Consider the following 14,351-nt stretch of genomic DNA (forward strand, 5'->3'; position numbering starts at 1 on the left):
GGCCAAGGATCGCGCCGGTCACGAGCGCCAAGGGTAGGCGGCAAACACCTGCACCTCGACCAGGTACCCCTCGCCCAGGTCTGCGCCCACGCACGCCCGTGGCGGTTTGGGAAAACCCTGCAGCCAGGTGTCGTACACCTCATTGACCAGGTCGAAATGGCGGTAGTCGGCAAGCCACAACTGAACCCTGGTCAGTTGCGCCTTGCCGATATCAGCCTCTGCCATCAGGCCGTCAATCGTGCTCAGCGCCTGGCGCAGCTGCCCCTGAACATCCTCCTGCAGGTTGCCCGCCACCACCCCCGCCGTTTCGAACAGCCCCCTGTAGCTGACCGCCAGGGACATCCGCTCGCCGGCCCCGAAACGTGTGATCATGAAGCCGCCTCCCCGCAGCCCATCTGGTTGAGGCAAACGACTTTGGGCTGGGTCATGTCTTCATAGGCGAACCGCACCCCTTCGCGCCCAAGGCTCCCATACTTGGAGCCACCAAATGGCATGGCATCGAAGCGGTAGTCGGACGAATCGTTGATCATCACCCCGCCAGCCTCAATACGCCGGGCCAGGCTCAACGCCAGCGACAGGTCGCGGGTGAACACGCCGGCATGCAGGCTGTATTCCGGGGCGTTGGCCTGCGCTAACGCCTGCTCGATGCTCTCGAACGGCGCCAGCATCACCACCGGTGCAAACACCTCTTCAAGCCACAGCCTGCTGGCGTGGTCAACACCCTCCAGCACTGTCGGGGCATAGGCGGCACCCTGACGCTGATGGCCGCAGAGCAGGCGAGCCCCACCCTGAAGGGCCTGGTTGACGCGTTCTTCGATCTGCCGTGCAGCGGCTTCGGTGATCATCGGCCCCATGTCGGTTGCGCGCTGCCCCGGGTCGCCCAGCACCATTGCCTGGGTCAGGGCGACGAAGCGCTGGCGAAACGCCTCATAGATCGAGGCATCCACCAGGATGCGCTGGGTGCCGATGCAGTTCTGGCCCGCCGCCCAGAACGCGCCCGACACACACGACTCGACAGTCGCTTCAAGGTCGCAGTCCTTCAGCACCAGCACCGGCGCATTGCCGCCCAGGTCCATCGCCAGCTTTTTCAGGCCAGCCCCCCGCGCAATCTGTTCGCCGGTAGCGAAGCCTCCGGTAAAGGAAATCATGCGTACTTCACGTATGGCCACCAGGGCCTTGCCCAGCTCGGCGCCCCCCGTGGCTACCGTGACGACGGCCTCCGGCAGCCCTGCATCAATCAGGTACTGCACCAGCTTCACGGCAGAAAGCGGGGCCAGCTCCGAGGGTTTCAGAATGACTGCATTGCCGCCTGCAATGGCTGGCCCCAACTTGTGCGCGACCAGGTTAAGCGGGTCGTTATAGGGGGTAATGGCCAGGATCAACCCCAGCGGCTCGCGGGTGAACCAGCCCTGGCGCGATTCAGAGCCTTCATAGGCATCGAAAGGCACCACTTCACCGGCATTGCGCCGCGCTTCTTCTGCAGACAGCTTGAGCGTGTTGATGCAGCGCTTCACCTCCTTCTCGGCCTGACGCAGGGTCTTGCCTGCTTCATCGACGATCAGGCCGGCAAAATCTGCAGCGTCGCGCTCGATGAGGCGGGCAGCCTGCTCCAGAATGCTGGCACGTCGATGCCGGGGTAGCGCGGCACTTTCGCGCACGCCGCCGCGAGCACGGGCGAGCAGGCTTGGCACCGCGTCGGCGCAAAGATTGGCAACGCTCCCCACCAGGCTGCCGTCGAAGGGGCTGAACACATCGATCAAGTCGGGTTGGCTATTGGCGACCCGGGACACGGAAGTCAGGCTCATGAACGTTGCTCCTCAGGCCGAACGGCCGGCGGTGTGAATGGCGACGATATCCGACAGCAGGGCAAATGCGGTTTCGACACGCCCGGCACCCGGGCCGGACACGGTCACCGCGCCCAGCAGCTCGGTGTTGAACGCAACCGCATTGATCGCACCGCAAATGCCCGCCAGAGGGTGCTGACCCGGCAACAGGCGGGCCTCGACACGGGCGCTCACCGAACCATCGGCTTGCCGGCTGGCGCTGCCAATCAATTTCCAACGCTGGCCCTGGGCCTGCGCCTGCTCGATAGCCGCGCTGTCGATGGCGCTGATACCGCTGCAGGCGACATCACTCACCTGCAGGCAGGCGCCGAGCAACTCATTGGCCAGAATGACCACCTTCAGGCGTACGTCATGGCCTTCCACATCGGCGGTCGGGTCTGCCTCGGCATACCCAAGCGCTTGGGCCTGGGCCACCGCCTCGGCAAAACCAAGCCCCTCCTCCATGCGTGTGAGCACGTAGTTCGAGGTGCCGTTGAGGATGCCCTCGAACCCCACCAGGCCTGCCCCTGCCAAGGTCTGGCGCGCCATGCGCAGTACCGGCGTGCCGCTCATCACCGCGCCTTCGTATTCGAACGACACGCCATTGGCCTTGGCCAAAGCCTTGAGCGCTTGGGCATGCAAGGCGACCGGCCCCTTGTTGGTGGTAACCACATGCTTGCCCGCTTCCAGCGCCCAGCGGCAGAAGGTTGCCGCTGGCTCGCCGTCCGTTGGGTTGGTGAATGTGGCCTCGGCGATGATGTCGGCGCCAGACTGCTTGATCACCGCCTCATTGAAGGCTTCAGCCGAACCTTGAGGGATTTGCGCCAACGCCCCCTTTTGAGCCGGCAACGCGGCCAGCGTGGCGGCATCCAGCCCATCGCGGTCGATTGCCGAACCCAGGAACAGATCGGTGACGCCCACGATCTTCAAGCCAAAGCCCAGCTCTTGCTGCCAGCGCGCGTTGCGTTCGGCAATCAGTTGGGCCAGGGCACGGTTCACGCCACCAAAGCCAACGAGTGCAATTTTGTATTCGGTCATGGTTTGCTGTCCTTTCCAGGCGGTTGGTCGATGAGGACAAGCGTAAGAGCCGTGCAATGCCAGTTGAATATGGCAATCCGCTGTATTTATTGGCCAATCTGGCCAGTGCCCCTGCACGCCTGAGCACCCCGCCGGAATGCAAAACGCCGCCAGGGTGCAAGCCCGGGCGGCGTGGGTGTAACGCGGGTCATCAAACGCAACAGCGCAGTTCAGATCACCGTGGCCAGCACAAACGATGTCACGGTGTTCTCGACCCCGGGCATGGCGGCGATTTCCTTCCACACATGGTGAACCCGCTCCGGGCTTGAGGCCTCGACGCGCAGCAGCAAGTCGAATTCGCCGCTGAGCACTTCGCATTGGATCACTTCGGGTATTTGGCGCAGCGCATCAAGCACCGCGTCACCGCGCATGCGGTCATAGCGGTAGACGAATATCACCGCGTTAATCAGTGACGTCGGCCGTCGGCCCTCACCGATGCGCAAGGTATAGCCCTGGATGGCCCCGTCGCGCTCAAGTCGCTCGATGCGCTGGCGTACCGCATTGCGCGACAGGTTCACCTTCAGCCCTAATTCAGCATGGGCAATACGCGCATTGGCGGTGAGCTCGGCAAGAATGCGCTCGTCCAGGGGGTCGAGGATGCGCTTCATCGCCCGGCCTGCAAGCGTGCCAACAACGCATGAACCCCCGCCAGGTCCTCTGGTTTCAGCAGTGGCCCGGCGCCGGCAGTGCCCTCGACGTCGGCCGGCACCTCACCGTGCCAGGCCCCCAGCTCCGCCAGCAGCCCGGCGGACTTTTCCGGGGCAAACTGCCCCAGTGTGACGATGGGCGCGCCAATGTTGCGCCGGTGTAAACGCCCGGCGAACACCCCTGTTGCGGCATGCGGGTCTACTGCGCTGCCGGTTTCGTGGAACAGCGTGATGATTTCCTCGCGAATCAACGCATCGTCCACGGCGTAGGAGTCAAACAGCATGCGTGCATGCAACCACTGGCGGTTGCCGATGCTCAGCTCGCCACAGGCCTCGAAATGCTCCATCAGCGCCCGGGTCGCCCCGCCATCGCGGTCATACAGCTCCCAGACGAAGCGCTCCAGGTTGGAGAACAGCGAGAAGTCCATGACCGGTGACAGCGTCTGGCTGGTGGAACCCCGGCTATAGCGATTGCAGTGAATGAACCGGTGCAAGGCATCGTTGCGGTTGGTGGAAACGATGATCTGGTTGATGGGCAGGCCCATCTTCTGGGCGATGAACCCTGCGTAGATTTCGGCAAAGCTGGCCGTGGGGATGCTGAAGCCCACGGGGCGTGTCCCCCCGCCCAACTGCAGCGCAGCATGGAAATAGAACACGATCTGCGCCAGCACGCCGACCCAGTTGGTCGAGTTGAAGCTCACCGGAATCAGCCCGGGGCATGGCCAGGCTCGCAGCAGCGCCGACACCAGCGACTGGCAGTCGTCAAAGCTGCCATCCACGGCCACGCAGCTGACGCTGTCGGACGCGGCACGGCGCATCACCGCTGCACGGTCAGCAGGTGTGCCCGCATTGGGATACAGCGCCAGCAAGCCCGCCGCCGGGCAATGCCGCAGGGCCTCGATCGCCGCCACCGCCGTATCGCCGTTACTGGCCCCCACCAGCATGACCCGCTCGCAATCCGGCCCCAGAAAGTGCCGGATGAGCCGCGCCTGCAACTGTGCGGCAAAGTCCTTGGAGGAGCGGGTAGGCCCGTGAAACAGCTGCAGGATCCATTCGTTATGGCCCAGCTGCTGCAACGGGGCGATGCCACGGTGCTTGAACCCGCGATAGCTGTCGCTGACCAGCGCCCTGAGGGTCGGTTCGTCGAGGGTATCGCCCACAAACGGTGCCATCACCCGCCAGGCCAGTTCGTCGAACGGCAACCACGACCAGCTGGCAATCTCCTGCGGGCTGAACACCGGCACCGAGGTGGGCACGTAAAGCCCGCCATCGTCGGCCAGGCCAGAAAGCAACGCCGTGCGGAAATCGACTCGTGTTTCGTTGCCGCGCGTGGATGTGTACTGCATCGGTGCTCCAGACAGGTACTTGAATTAACGGTGCGCCATGGCCACCAGCCAGTGGCTGAATGCCTGGGCATCCGGGGACAACGCTTCACCCAGGCCGCGTACCAGGTAAAACGATTCGCTCGCCTCGATGCGCGGGGTAAAGGGCGCGACCAACCGCCCCTCCTGCAGCAAGTCCTTTACCAGCGACGAGCGCGCCAACGCCACACCCAGCCCCAACTCCGCCATGCGCAAGGTCGACACCAGCGTGTCGAACTGCAGACCGCTCGAAGAGTCGACCTGATCGGCGCCCACCCGCTCCAGCCAGTAGCCCCAGCCTTCCTCGTAACCCAGCACATGCAGCAACGGGGCACGGGCCAGGTCACGCGGCTCACGCAGCGGGCAATCGGCGGCCAGCGCGGGCGAGCAGACCGGTACCAGCACGTCGCGGGTCAGGCGTTGCGCCTCCACACCGGCCCACTGTCCGCTGCCCCAACGGATTTCCAGGTCATCCTCGGCATCCAGCTCCTTGACCCACAGGTTGCTGATGTAGCGGATGTCCACCTGGGGGTGCGAACGCCGAAAATCGGCCAACCGGGGCGCCAGCCAGAAGTGCAGGAACGACAGGCTGCCGCGCACCTTCAAGGGCCGACGCTGGCGTTGCCCGAAGATTTCGTTGGTGCCTACCGCCAGCCGGCTGATCGCGTCCTGCACCACCGGCAGGTAGGACTGCCCTTCTTCGGTCAGCCCCAGCCCACGCGGCAGGCGCTTGAACAGCGCTACTCCCAACTGGCTCTCAAGGTGGCGAATCTGCTGACTCACCGCCCCCTGGGTGAGGTGCAGCTCTTCTGCTGCATGGGTGAAGTTCAGGTAGCGCGCCGACACTTCGAAGGCTCTGAGCCAGTTCAAGGGGGGCAGGGTTTTCTGGGTCATCGGCGGTTTCTCGTGGCAACGTTCCGGTGGCCTAGTATCACCCTGCTCAGGCGGCCTCGGAACCAGGCGCCACGGTTTCCAGCGGCAACGGACGACGCTGGCGGAATTTGCAGGTCAACCAGAACGCCAGGTAACACCAGGCGATGAAGGGCAAACCAAAGTACAGCGCCACACGCTGGGCCGGATCGAAGGCGATACCCACACAGGCCAGCACACAGCAGAAGATGGCTGCCAGCGGCACGAACGGGTAACCACGCACGCGGCACTTGAGGTCTTCAAGCTTGCCGCCATTGGCGATGTAATGACGGCGGAACGCAATCTGGCTGGCGGCGATGCTGATCCACACCACAACCACCGCCAGCCCGGAAATGGACACCAGTGCCAGGTAGATGGTGTCGGGCGCGAACACGCTGCTCAGCAGTGAGGCCATACCGCCCGCCATGCTCAGCACGATGGCATTGAAGGGCGTGCCGCGACGGGACAGCGAGGCATACCGGCGTGGCATGTTGCCTTGGTCGCTGAGGGTCCAGAGCATGCGCGCGGCTGCGTACAACCCGGAGTTGGCCGCCGACAACAACGCGGTGATGATGACGAAGTTCATGATGTCCGCCGCGTAGGGGATACCAATCATTTCAAAGACCATCACGAACGGGCTTTCCACCACGCCGGCCTGTTCGCGCGGCAACAAGGTGGCGAGCACGAAGATGGTGCCGACGAAGAACAACGCCAGGCGAAGCACGGTGGTACGGATGGCTTTGGGTACGTTCTTTTCAGGGTCTTGGGTTTCGCCGGCAGCAATGCCGATCAGCTCGGTGCCGGAAAAGGCGAAGGCCACTGCCAGCAAGGTCATGGCAATCGACCAGAACCCCGTGGGGAACAGCCCTTCGCGGGTAAAGTTACCCAGCCCGACACTCTGCACGTGGGCAACCTCGAAGCCGCCCAGGATCGCACCACCACCCACCACCAGGAAAGCGATCACCGCCAGCACCTTGACCAACGACAACCAGAATTCGGTCTCAGCGAACGAACGTACCGAAATGATGTTGCTGATGAATACCGCAAGCCCGAACAGCGCACTCCATATCCATACCGGCGTGTCCGGGAACCAGCGCACCATGAGAATGCCGGCGGCGGTGAATTCCGAGCCAATGGCTACCGTCCAGGTCAGCCAGTACATCCAGGCCACCATGTAACCGGTGCCTGGGCCAATGTAGCGGGTGGCATAACTGCTGAACGAACCGACTTCCGGCATGTGTACCGCCAGCTCGCCCAGGCACATCATCACCAGGTAAACCATGATCGCGCCGAGCACATAGGCGATGACCGCGCCCAGCGGCCCCGCTTGGTTGACGGTGTAGCCCGACGTCAGGAACAGGCCGGTACCGATGACACCACCAAGCGCCAGCATGACGATATGGCGGGTTTGCATGTCCTGTTTGAAGCCATGTGCCGAAGCATTTCTCGTTGTCGTTGTTTGCAGGGACATTGTGGGTTTCTCATGAAAGTGGGCGGGCAAGGACGTTACAACGACCTCGTCTTGGCAGAGCGAAGCGAATGGCCTTGCATATTGTTTTTGTTCGACTTCATGAAGTGGCACTCACCACAAAGGGTGAGTGCTACGCGCCAGCCTCAGGCCTGCACCTGGCCCAGGCCGGCATACGCGTCACCGTGCAATTCCTTTGCTGCGGCCAACTCCTGGCGCACCGATGCACAGGCCTGTGCAAGGTCTGCCAGCAGGTCTTCGGTGTCCTCGATACCCACCGAAACACGCACCAGCCCTTCGGAAATACCCAGGGCCAGCCGTTCTTCGAGGGTGTTCTCCACATGGCTGGTGGTGCGGGCCGGGCCGTAGATGGTTTCTACCGCGCCAAGGTTGCCGGCACGGTGGGCATACTTGAGCCGTGGCAGCAAACGCGCAACGGTCGGCATACCGCCCTTGAGCACAAAGCTGACGATGGCGCCGAAGCCACGCATCTGCGCCTTGGCGATCGCATGGCCAGGGTGCTGGGGCAAACCGGGGTAGTTGACCGCCTCGACCAAGGGTTCGGTGCTCAGGTACTGCGCCAACACGAGCGCACTGGCCTGCTGCTGGCGCAGGCGCAGAGCCAGGGTCTTGATACCCCGGATGATCAGGTAGGCCGAAAACGGGTCCAGCGCCGCACCGTTGATCTCGCGGTAGTGGCGTACCTGCGCCATCAGCGGCTCCGCACCGCAGACCACACCGCCCAGCACGTCACCGTGCCCGGACAGGAACTTGGTGGCGCTGTGCACCACCACATCCACGCCCAGGGCCAGCGGGTTCTGGTTCAGCGGGGTGGCAAAGGTATTGTCGGCCACCACCACAGCGCCCACCTGCCGAGCGGCAGCGCTCAAGCGCCGGATGTCCAGCACTTTCAAGGTAGGGTTGGTGGGGGTTTCGAGGTACAGCAGGTCGCAGCCCGCAGCGATTTCGCGCTCCAGCGCCTCGGTGTCCAGCGTGTCGCACAGGCATACCTGCACGCCCATGCGGGGCAGGAACTCTTCAAAAATCTTGTTGGTACCGCCGTAGCTGTCTCGGGTCGATACCACGCGTTTGCCGCTGGAGAGGAAGGTATGCAGCACGGCACTGATGGCCGCCATACCGCTACTGAACGCCACCGCCGACTCGGACTGCTCCAGCTCGCACAGCTTCGATTCCAGGGTGGCTACCGTTGGGTTGCTCATGCGGCTGTAGATGTAGCCCGGCAGTTTGCCTTGAGCCACGTCGTACCAGGCGTCGATGTCGTTGTAGCCGTAGGCGGCACTGACCACGATCGGGGTCTGGGTGGCATTGTACGGGTGCTGCACCTGCTCCCCGCCCCACACCACGCGCGTACCGACACCGGCCGCTGCATTGCCCTCGATTTTTTCGTTGTTGTTCATATCCGGTTCCCGCACAGCTGAGTTGTGTACGCCGATTCAGGATCGGCCTTCAGCGGACTATAGGGACATGGCAGGAGACTGAAAAACGATGGAATCCGGGTCTGAGTGGCGTTTTTTTTAATGGCTGGGGACCGGGCGCTCGCAGCAGCCGCCCAGCCACCTGCCAGGCTTCACGCCAAATTGCGTTTCAGCTCGGCAATATGCTCCGGGCCGATACCACAGCAGCCACCGATCATGCTGGCGCCCCGTTTACGCCAGTCGTTGGCCCAGGCCAGATAGCCCGGCGGGTCAAGGTCTTCGCGCAGCTCATCCAGGCCGTCGTTGGCGGTAGCCTCCTTCGGCTGCGGCGGGAAGGCGTTGGCGTAGGCGCCGATCGCGATGTCGGCGTTGCGTTGCTCGATCACCACGCGCGCCACATCGATCGCAGCACCAATGACCTCGGGCTGGCTGCAGTTGAACAGCACCGCGGCGGCGCCCAGATCGACCACGGCGGCAATGGCATCTGCCACCGGCTCACCGGAACGCAGACGCGGGACTTCATCAGCGTCTTCGTCCTGCAGGGTGAACGACACCCAGAACGGCTTGCCGTCTGCCGGCAAGTGGGCGTGAATGGCCTGCACCTCGGCCACCGAACTCTGGGTTTCTGCCAGCCACAGGTCGACATGTGGCGCCAGGCCCTGCAGCAGCGGCGACAGCACCTCTGCCACGCGTTCGGGCTGGAACAGGTCTGGGCGATAGGAGCCGAACAGCGGCGGCAGCGACCCCGCTACACGGACCGGGTGCGGACCGGCATCTGCCGCGTGGCGTGCGAGTTGGCCTGCGGTATTGGCCAGTTGCCGGCCTTCTTTGGCAAAGCGCTCTTCGCCGATGTGGAACGGCACCACCGCATAGCTGTTGCTGGTGATGACTTGCGCTCCGGCGGCGATGAACGCTGCGTGCACCCCAACCACCGCCTCGGGCGCCTCGCTCAGCGCCAGTGCCGACCATTCGGGCTGGCGAAACGGCGCCCCACTGCGCTGCAGCTCACGGCCCATGCCGCCGTCGAGAATCACCATCGCTCGCTGTTTCATATAACTTCTCTGAAGGTTCTTATGAATTAAATTCATTAGTTAATGGACGTTTATAACTATTAAATACCCTATCACTCCTTAGCCCAACATATCAGGTATGTACATGCGATTTTCTACCCTGCTCGGTGCAGGCCTCGTGCTGCTCGCCACTGCTTCCCAGGCCTTTGCCGGCGCCACACTCGAGCGGGTTGAATCGCGCAAGGAACTGGTCAACGTGCTGATGGAAAGCTACCCGCCGTTTTCTTTCCTCAACGACCAGAACCAGCTGGACGGTTTTGACGTGGACGTCGCCAAGGCCGTGGCAGACAAACTCGGCGTCAAGCTGCGCCTCGAAACCCCTTCCTGGGACGTGATCGCGGCGGGCCGCTGGAGCGGGCGCTACGACATCTGCATCTGCTCGATGACCCCGAGCAAGGCACGCAGCGAAGTGTTCGACTTCCCGGTGGAGTACTACGCCTCACCTGCCGTGATCGTGGTCAATGCCAAGGACGAGCGCATCCACACCGCCAAGGACCTGGATGGCCTCAAGGTGGGCCTGACCAGCGCCTCAAGCTACGAAAGTTACCTGAACAAGAACCTGGTCATCGAAGGCGACGAAGACAAGAAGATCGAATACCCCTTCGACTTCGTGCAGATTGCGCCATACGACACCGACAACGTCGCCTTCCAGGACCTGGGCCTGGGCGCCGGCGTGCGCCTGGACGCCATTCTCACCAACCTGGTGACCGCGCAACCGCGTCTGGACCAGGACAAGCGCTTCAAGCTGGCCGGCGCCCCGCTGTATGAAGAGCCGAACTCGGTGGCCATCGAAAAGGGCGACGCCGAGTGGGATGCCAAAGTGCGCCAGGTGTTTGCCGAGCTGAAGGCTGATGGCACCCTGGCCAAGCTCTCGCAGAAATGGATTGGCGCCGATATCAGCAAATGAGCACCTTCCCCCCCTCCCCCAAGCCCGTGGTCAAGCCCACGGGCGCCGGCCTGTTCGGCTTTCGCACCCGGTTACTGCTGACCTGGCTGGCACTGTTCGGTCTGTTCGTTGCGTTTTTCCTCAGCTTCGATCTGAAGTTTTCGATCATTCTGGAGAAGTTTCCGAACCTTGCCGGCTTCCGGCTGGGGCCTAACGGCTTTCTGCAAGGTGCAGCGCTGACTCTGTTTCTGTGCCTGTGCTCGATGGTGGTATCGGTACTGTTCGGCTTTGCCGCTGCACTGGCGCGGTTGTCGAACAGCGCGGTGCTGGTGGGCATCGCCAGCTTCTACACCTCGTTCTTCCGCGGCACCCCACTGCTTATCCAGATTTTGCTGATCTACCTGGGGTTGCCCCAACTTGGCCTGGTACCTGGCGCCATCAGTGCCGGCATCATTGCGCTGTCGCTGAACTATGGCGCCTACCTGAGCGAGATCTTCCGCGCCGGCATCCTGGGCGTAGCGCGGGGCCAACGTGAAGCGGCACTGGCCCTGGGCATGCGCACGCCACAGATCTTCTGGCACATCACCCTGCCCCAGGCCATGCGGGTGATCATTCCGCCTACGGCCAACCAGTTCATCTCGATGCTGAAGGATTCATCGCTGATTTCGGTCATGGGGGTGTGGGAGGTGATGTTCCTTGCGCAATCGTATGGGCGATCGAGCTATCGCTATCTGGAGATGCTGACGACGGCGGCAGTTATCTACTGGGTGCTGTCGATCCTGCTGGAGCTGGTGCAGGCGCGGCTGGAGCGGCATTTTGGCAAGGCCTATCAGCGGTAGCCGGCAGGCACACGGCCAGCGATGGGGCGTGATGCGCCCCATCGTTTCCCCTGTCAGAACCGGTATTCCATGCTGGTCATGAAATTGCGCGGTTCGCCATACACCACCCAGCTGTCGGCATAGCCGTAGTACGTCTTGTCGAACACGTTGTTGAGGTTGAGCTTCACGCTCAGGTCGCGGGTAACGTCATACCGCGTCATCAGGTTCACCCCTGCGTAACTGCCTTGGGTGAAAGCTGGCCGCCAGCACGGCACTGGCCAATGGGCGGCGGTTGAAAACAGAATCGCGTGGGTGCTGGGTTGGCTGGAGCGGCGATGCTAGCGTTGTTGAGAATTGATCTCAAGCACGAAACAGCCGACGCTCCTAGACGATAGCCATGTTCGCCAGGTTTTCTCAGAAGTCAGGGGTGTAACGCACAGTCAGCATCAGGTTACGCGGATCACCAAAGCTGTTGGCCCCCCAGCTGTTGCTGATGTTCTGATAATAACGTTTGTCAAAGGCATTGTTAAGATTGGCCTGCACCTGCCATTCCGGCGTTGCTCTGTAGGCAAGCATGAAGTCGGTGATGCTGTACCCGCCTTGCTTCACCCCGAAGCTGGTGTAAGCACTGCTCTGTGTGCGCCAGCCACCGCCTACCGTCCAGCGCTCCAGCTCACCGGGCAAGCGATAAGTTGTGAAGGCCTTGAACAGGTTGTAGGGCGTGTCGCTGTCGAAACGCTCACCCTTCTCTGCCGAGGAAGTGGACTTGGTGTATTGCGCTCCAGCGTAAGTGTAACCGGCAGACACCTGCCAACCTGGCGCCAGCTCTCCGCCCACTTCCAGCTCCACACCGCGGGTTCGCACTTCACCGCTGGCCTCATAGCAGGCGCTGACGCCGGGGGAACACTGAGCTGCCGGCAGTGACTTGGCGAGGTTTTCCTGTACCAGCTGGAATAACGCCGCACTGGCATTGAGCGCACCACCGAAGTACTCACCTTTGATACCCGCCTCGTAGTTGGTGCCAGTCACCGGGTCCAGCAAGCTTCCGCTGGCGCTTTGAGCGGCCTGTGGCTTGAAGATTCGCGTCCAGCTTGCGTATACCGAATAGGTGTCGTTCAGATCGTAGATAACGCCGGCGTAGGGGGTGAATTCCCGGGTGGCCTTGTAGTCGTCACCGAAACTGTATTCACCCGAATGAGTAAGCTGTTCGTATTCGTACCAATCCAGACGCGAGCCGAGAATCAGCCTTAGATCTTCACGCAGATTGAAGCGCACCGTGGCATAGGCACTCGATTGTTCCTCATGACCCGAGCGCGACCAGTTGTTGTCGATGGCCGGCTTGGGGTAGGCACCAGGCTCAAAGTGCTGCGGGTCGATGATCACATCCGAACCAATGCCGGGGCCGCCAGGGCCATCGTTGGTTTCATCGCGCCGCCAGCTGGCGCCAACGACCAACTCGTGGGTAGCACCAAGCAGGCTGAAAGGACCAGATGCATAGGTGTCGAAGCTCTTCTGGGTATGCTGGTAGGTATAGCGGCCAATGTTCAAATGGTAGGCGTTATGCTCGTCGGTGTAGACGCTACCGCCGAGCATGTCCATATCGCCGCGCAACCAGGTGGTGTTCAAGCGCAGCTTCCAATCATTGTCGAAGCGGTGTTCAACCTCGGCGAATGCGCTGCGGTTCTTCTTGTTCCAATAAGTCCAGTCAGGCGCCGTACGCGTCGAACGCGAAAAGTCGAAAAAGCTACCATCGGGATGAGTAGGCAGCCCGTTCCAGTCAGCCCCAGGGTTGTCTTCACGGTTGTACCAGGCGCCAAGCGTGAGCGTGGTGGCGGGGTCCAGATCATATTCGGTGATGCCATAAGACAGCTGCCGCGTATTGCCGTAGGCGTCGACGAAACTGTTGCGATCCTGGTAGGCACCGACGAAGCGGCCACGCACGCTGCCGCTGTCGTTCAACTTGCCGCTAACATCGACCTCACCCCGATAGTCGTCCCAACGCCCCGCGCTGCCGGTGAGCGACAACTGTGGCGCCAGCGTCGGGCGCTTGCGTATCAGGTTAAGGGTGCCAGAGGGGTTACCAGCACCGACCATCAAGCCCGAAGCACCACGTACCACTTCCACGTGGTCGTACATGGCCAGCGTCGAGGTGCCTAGGGTATCGCTGTCGTAGGCCACGGGCAGGCCGTCGATCATGATGTTGTCAATGGCCGAACCGCGCGAATAGAACTCCGGACGCTCTCCACCGGTCTTGCGCAAGGACAAACCCGGTGTGTAAGTGGCAATATCTTCGAGCTTCTGCAGGTTCTGGTCATCCATACGCTGGCGGGTAACCACAGTCACCGACTGCGGCGTTTCACGCAGGGACATTGCCAACTTGGTGGCAGTGGAAACTCGACCCGTTGTATAGGCCCCGGTGCCTTCTGTCACATCCCCCAAGCCCTGACCGGAGATAGTGGTGCTCCCCAGGGTCACTGCGCCTGCAGCCGCTTCGGCCTGGCGCACCAGCTGGAACTCCCGCTCGCCCGTGCGCACGGCTTCCACACCGCTGCCAGCCAGCATCTGCGCCAGCGCCAGTTCCACACTGGTCGCATGAACCGCTTGGCTCTGCTTGTTGGCCGTGAGCGTGGCATCACCGCCAATCAACAGCCCGGCCTGGCTGGCCAGCAGGTTCAGTTGCCGCGCCAGGGGCCCGGCCGGGATGTCGAACACCATGCCTTGCGCCGCTGCGCCGGTGTTGTCGGCCTGGGCAGCGGCAACATGGCCACCAAGGGCAAGGAAAATGGCAAGGGCCAGTGGATGACGGCGCAGGGAAGCAGAGTCGCGAAGCAGCATGAAAGGGGTCCTTCCGGAAGC

Annotated in this window: 13 protein-coding genes; 2 read left to right on the forward strand and 11 right to left on the reverse strand. The window is 62.4% G+C overall.

The annotated features are described in order from the left end of the window. Window positions 1-18: 18 nt before the first annotated feature. The 9 genes from ACF8R4_RS15605 to ACF8R4_RS15645 form a co-directional block, all read right to left on the reverse strand. Window positions 19-372: a RidA family protein gene (locus ACF8R4_RS15605; protein WP_016713365.1), complete on the reverse strand. Its 354-nt coding sequence runs from the start codon at window positions 370-372 to the stop codon at window positions 19-21. Continuing rightward, on the reverse strand, window positions 369-1,805 hold the full coding sequence (locus ACF8R4_RS15610) for an aldehyde dehydrogenase family protein (RefSeq protein ID WP_104833493.1): 1,437 nt from the start codon (window positions 1,803-1,805) through the stop codon (window positions 369-371). Before ACF8R4_RS15610 ends, ACF8R4_RS15605 begins: the two co-directional genes overlap by 4 nt. A 12-nt stretch (window positions 1,806-1,817) precedes the next feature. Beyond that, entirely contained in the window at window positions 1,818-2,861 is a 1,044-nt protein-coding gene (locus ACF8R4_RS15615) for a homoserine dehydrogenase (RefSeq protein ID WP_156867348.1), read from the reverse strand. A gap of 209 nt (window positions 2,862-3,070) precedes the next feature. Continuing rightward, a complete protein-coding gene (locus ACF8R4_RS15620) occupies window positions 3,071-3,508 on the reverse strand; it encodes an Lrp/AsnC family transcriptional regulator (protein WP_016713368.1) in 438 nt (145 codons plus the stop codon). Beyond that, entirely contained in the window at window positions 3,505-4,893 is a 1,389-nt protein-coding gene (locus ACF8R4_RS15625) for a threonine synthase (RefSeq protein ID WP_200929080.1), read from the reverse strand. The genes ACF8R4_RS15620 and ACF8R4_RS15625 overlap by 4 nt, the downstream gene beginning before the upstream one ends. A gap of 24 nt (window positions 4,894-4,917) precedes the next feature. Beyond that, window positions 4,918-5,802, reverse strand: coding sequence for a LysR substrate-binding domain-containing protein (locus ACF8R4_RS15630; RefSeq protein WP_060500264.1), 885 nt, complete (start codon window positions 5,800-5,802; stop codon window positions 4,918-4,920). A gap of 46 nt (window positions 5,803-5,848) precedes the next feature. Further along, window positions 5,849-7,288 (reverse strand): amino acid permease, encoded by a 1,440-nt coding sequence (locus ACF8R4_RS15635; RefSeq protein ID WP_025754702.1) that lies wholly within the window; start codon window positions 7,286-7,288, stop codon window positions 5,849-5,851. A 143-nt stretch (window positions 7,289-7,431) separates the two neighbouring features. Then, entirely contained in the window at window positions 7,432-8,703 is a 1,272-nt protein-coding gene (locus ACF8R4_RS15640) for a cystathionine gamma-synthase family protein (protein ID WP_060500271.1), read from the reverse strand. Between the two features lie 170 nt (window positions 8,704-8,873). Further along, window positions 8,874-9,758, reverse strand: coding sequence for a homocysteine S-methyltransferase family protein (locus ACF8R4_RS15645; RefSeq protein WP_182408706.1), 885 nt, complete (start codon window positions 9,756-9,758; stop codon window positions 8,874-8,876). Window positions 9,759-9,876: 118 nt separating this feature from the next. On the opposite strand from ACF8R4_RS15645, the gene ACF8R4_RS15650 reads away from it, so the two are divergent. Beyond that, entirely contained in the window at window positions 9,877-10,698 is an 822-nt protein-coding gene (locus ACF8R4_RS15650; protein WP_060500275.1) for an ABC transporter substrate-binding protein, read from the forward strand. Further along, window positions 10,695-11,516 (forward strand): amino acid ABC transporter permease, encoded by an 822-nt coding sequence (locus ACF8R4_RS15655; protein WP_060500277.1) that lies wholly within the window; start codon window positions 10,695-10,697, stop codon window positions 11,514-11,516. The genes ACF8R4_RS15650 and ACF8R4_RS15655 overlap by 4 nt, the downstream gene beginning before the upstream one ends. Window positions 11,517-11,569: 53 nt before the next feature. On the opposite strand, the gene ACF8R4_RS15660 is transcribed toward ACF8R4_RS15655, so the two are convergent. Continuing rightward, the gene (locus ACF8R4_RS15660) at window positions 11,570-11,716 is read right to left on the reverse strand and encodes a TonB-dependent receptor (RefSeq protein ID WP_125474411.1); all 147 of its coding nucleotides are present in this window, start codon (window positions 11,714-11,716) and stop codon (window positions 11,570-11,572) included. Window positions 11,717-11,909: 193 nt separating this feature from the next. Beyond that, a complete protein-coding gene (locus ACF8R4_RS15665; protein WP_156342182.1) occupies window positions 11,910-14,330 on the reverse strand; it encodes a TonB-dependent receptor in 2,421 nt (806 codons plus the stop codon). Window positions 14,331-14,351: the final 21 nt, after the last annotated feature.

Origin of the sequence: Pseudomonas sp. FYR_2 (genome assembly GCF_043106425.1) — a bacterium.
GTDB lineage: Bacteria > Pseudomonadota > Gammaproteobacteria > Pseudomonadales > Pseudomonadaceae > Aquipseudomonas > Aquipseudomonas monteilii.

Bases quoted from the DNA above. Each gene is read 5' to 3' on its own strand.
- ACF8R4_RS15635 (WP_025754702.1), bottom strand. From the start codon at position 7,288: ATGTCCCTGCAAACAACGACAACGAGAAATGCTTCGGCACATGGCTTC.
- ACF8R4_RS15610 (WP_104833493.1), bottom strand. From the start codon at position 1,805: ATGAGCCTGACTTCCGTGTCCCGGGTCGCCAATAGCCAACCCGACTTG.
- ACF8R4_RS15615 (WP_156867348.1), bottom strand. From the start codon at position 2,861: ATGACCGAATACAAAATTGCACTCGTTGGCTTTGGTGGCGTGAACCGT.
- ACF8R4_RS15660 (WP_125474411.1), bottom strand. From the start codon at position 11,716: ATGACGCGGTATGACGTTACCCGCGACCTGAGCGTGAAGCTCAACCTC.
- ACF8R4_RS15605 (WP_016713365.1), bottom strand. From the start codon at position 372: ATGATCACACGTTTCGGGGCCGGCGAGCGGATGTCCCTGGCGGTCAGC.
- ACF8R4_RS15655 (WP_060500277.1), top strand. From the start codon at position 10,695: ATGAGCACCTTCCCCCCCTCCCCCAAGCCCGTGGTCAAGCCCACGGGC.
- ACF8R4_RS15620 (WP_016713368.1), bottom strand. From the start codon at position 3,508: ATGAAGCGCATCCTCGACCCCCTGGACGAGCGCATTCTTGCCGAGCTC.
- ACF8R4_RS15640 (WP_060500271.1), bottom strand. From the start codon at position 8,703: ATGAACAACAACGAAAAAATCGAGGGCAATGCAGCGGCCGGTGTCGGT.
- ACF8R4_RS15625 (WP_200929080.1), bottom strand. From the start codon at position 4,893: ATGCAGTACACATCCACGCGCGGCAACGAAACACGAGTCGATTTCCGC.
- ACF8R4_RS15645 (WP_182408706.1), bottom strand. From the start codon at position 9,758: ATGGTGATTCTCGACGGCGGCATGGGCCGTGAGCTGCAGCGCAGTGGG.
- ACF8R4_RS15630 (WP_060500264.1), bottom strand. From the start codon at position 5,802: ATGACCCAGAAAACCCTGCCCCCCTTGAACTGGCTCAGAGCCTTCGAA.
- ACF8R4_RS15650 (WP_060500275.1), top strand. From the start codon at position 9,877: ATGCGATTTTCTACCCTGCTCGGTGCAGGCCTCGTGCTGCTCGCCACT.
- ACF8R4_RS15665 (WP_156342182.1), bottom strand. From the start codon at position 14,330: ATGCTGCTTCGCGACTCTGCTTCCCTGCGCCGTCATCCACTGGCCCTT.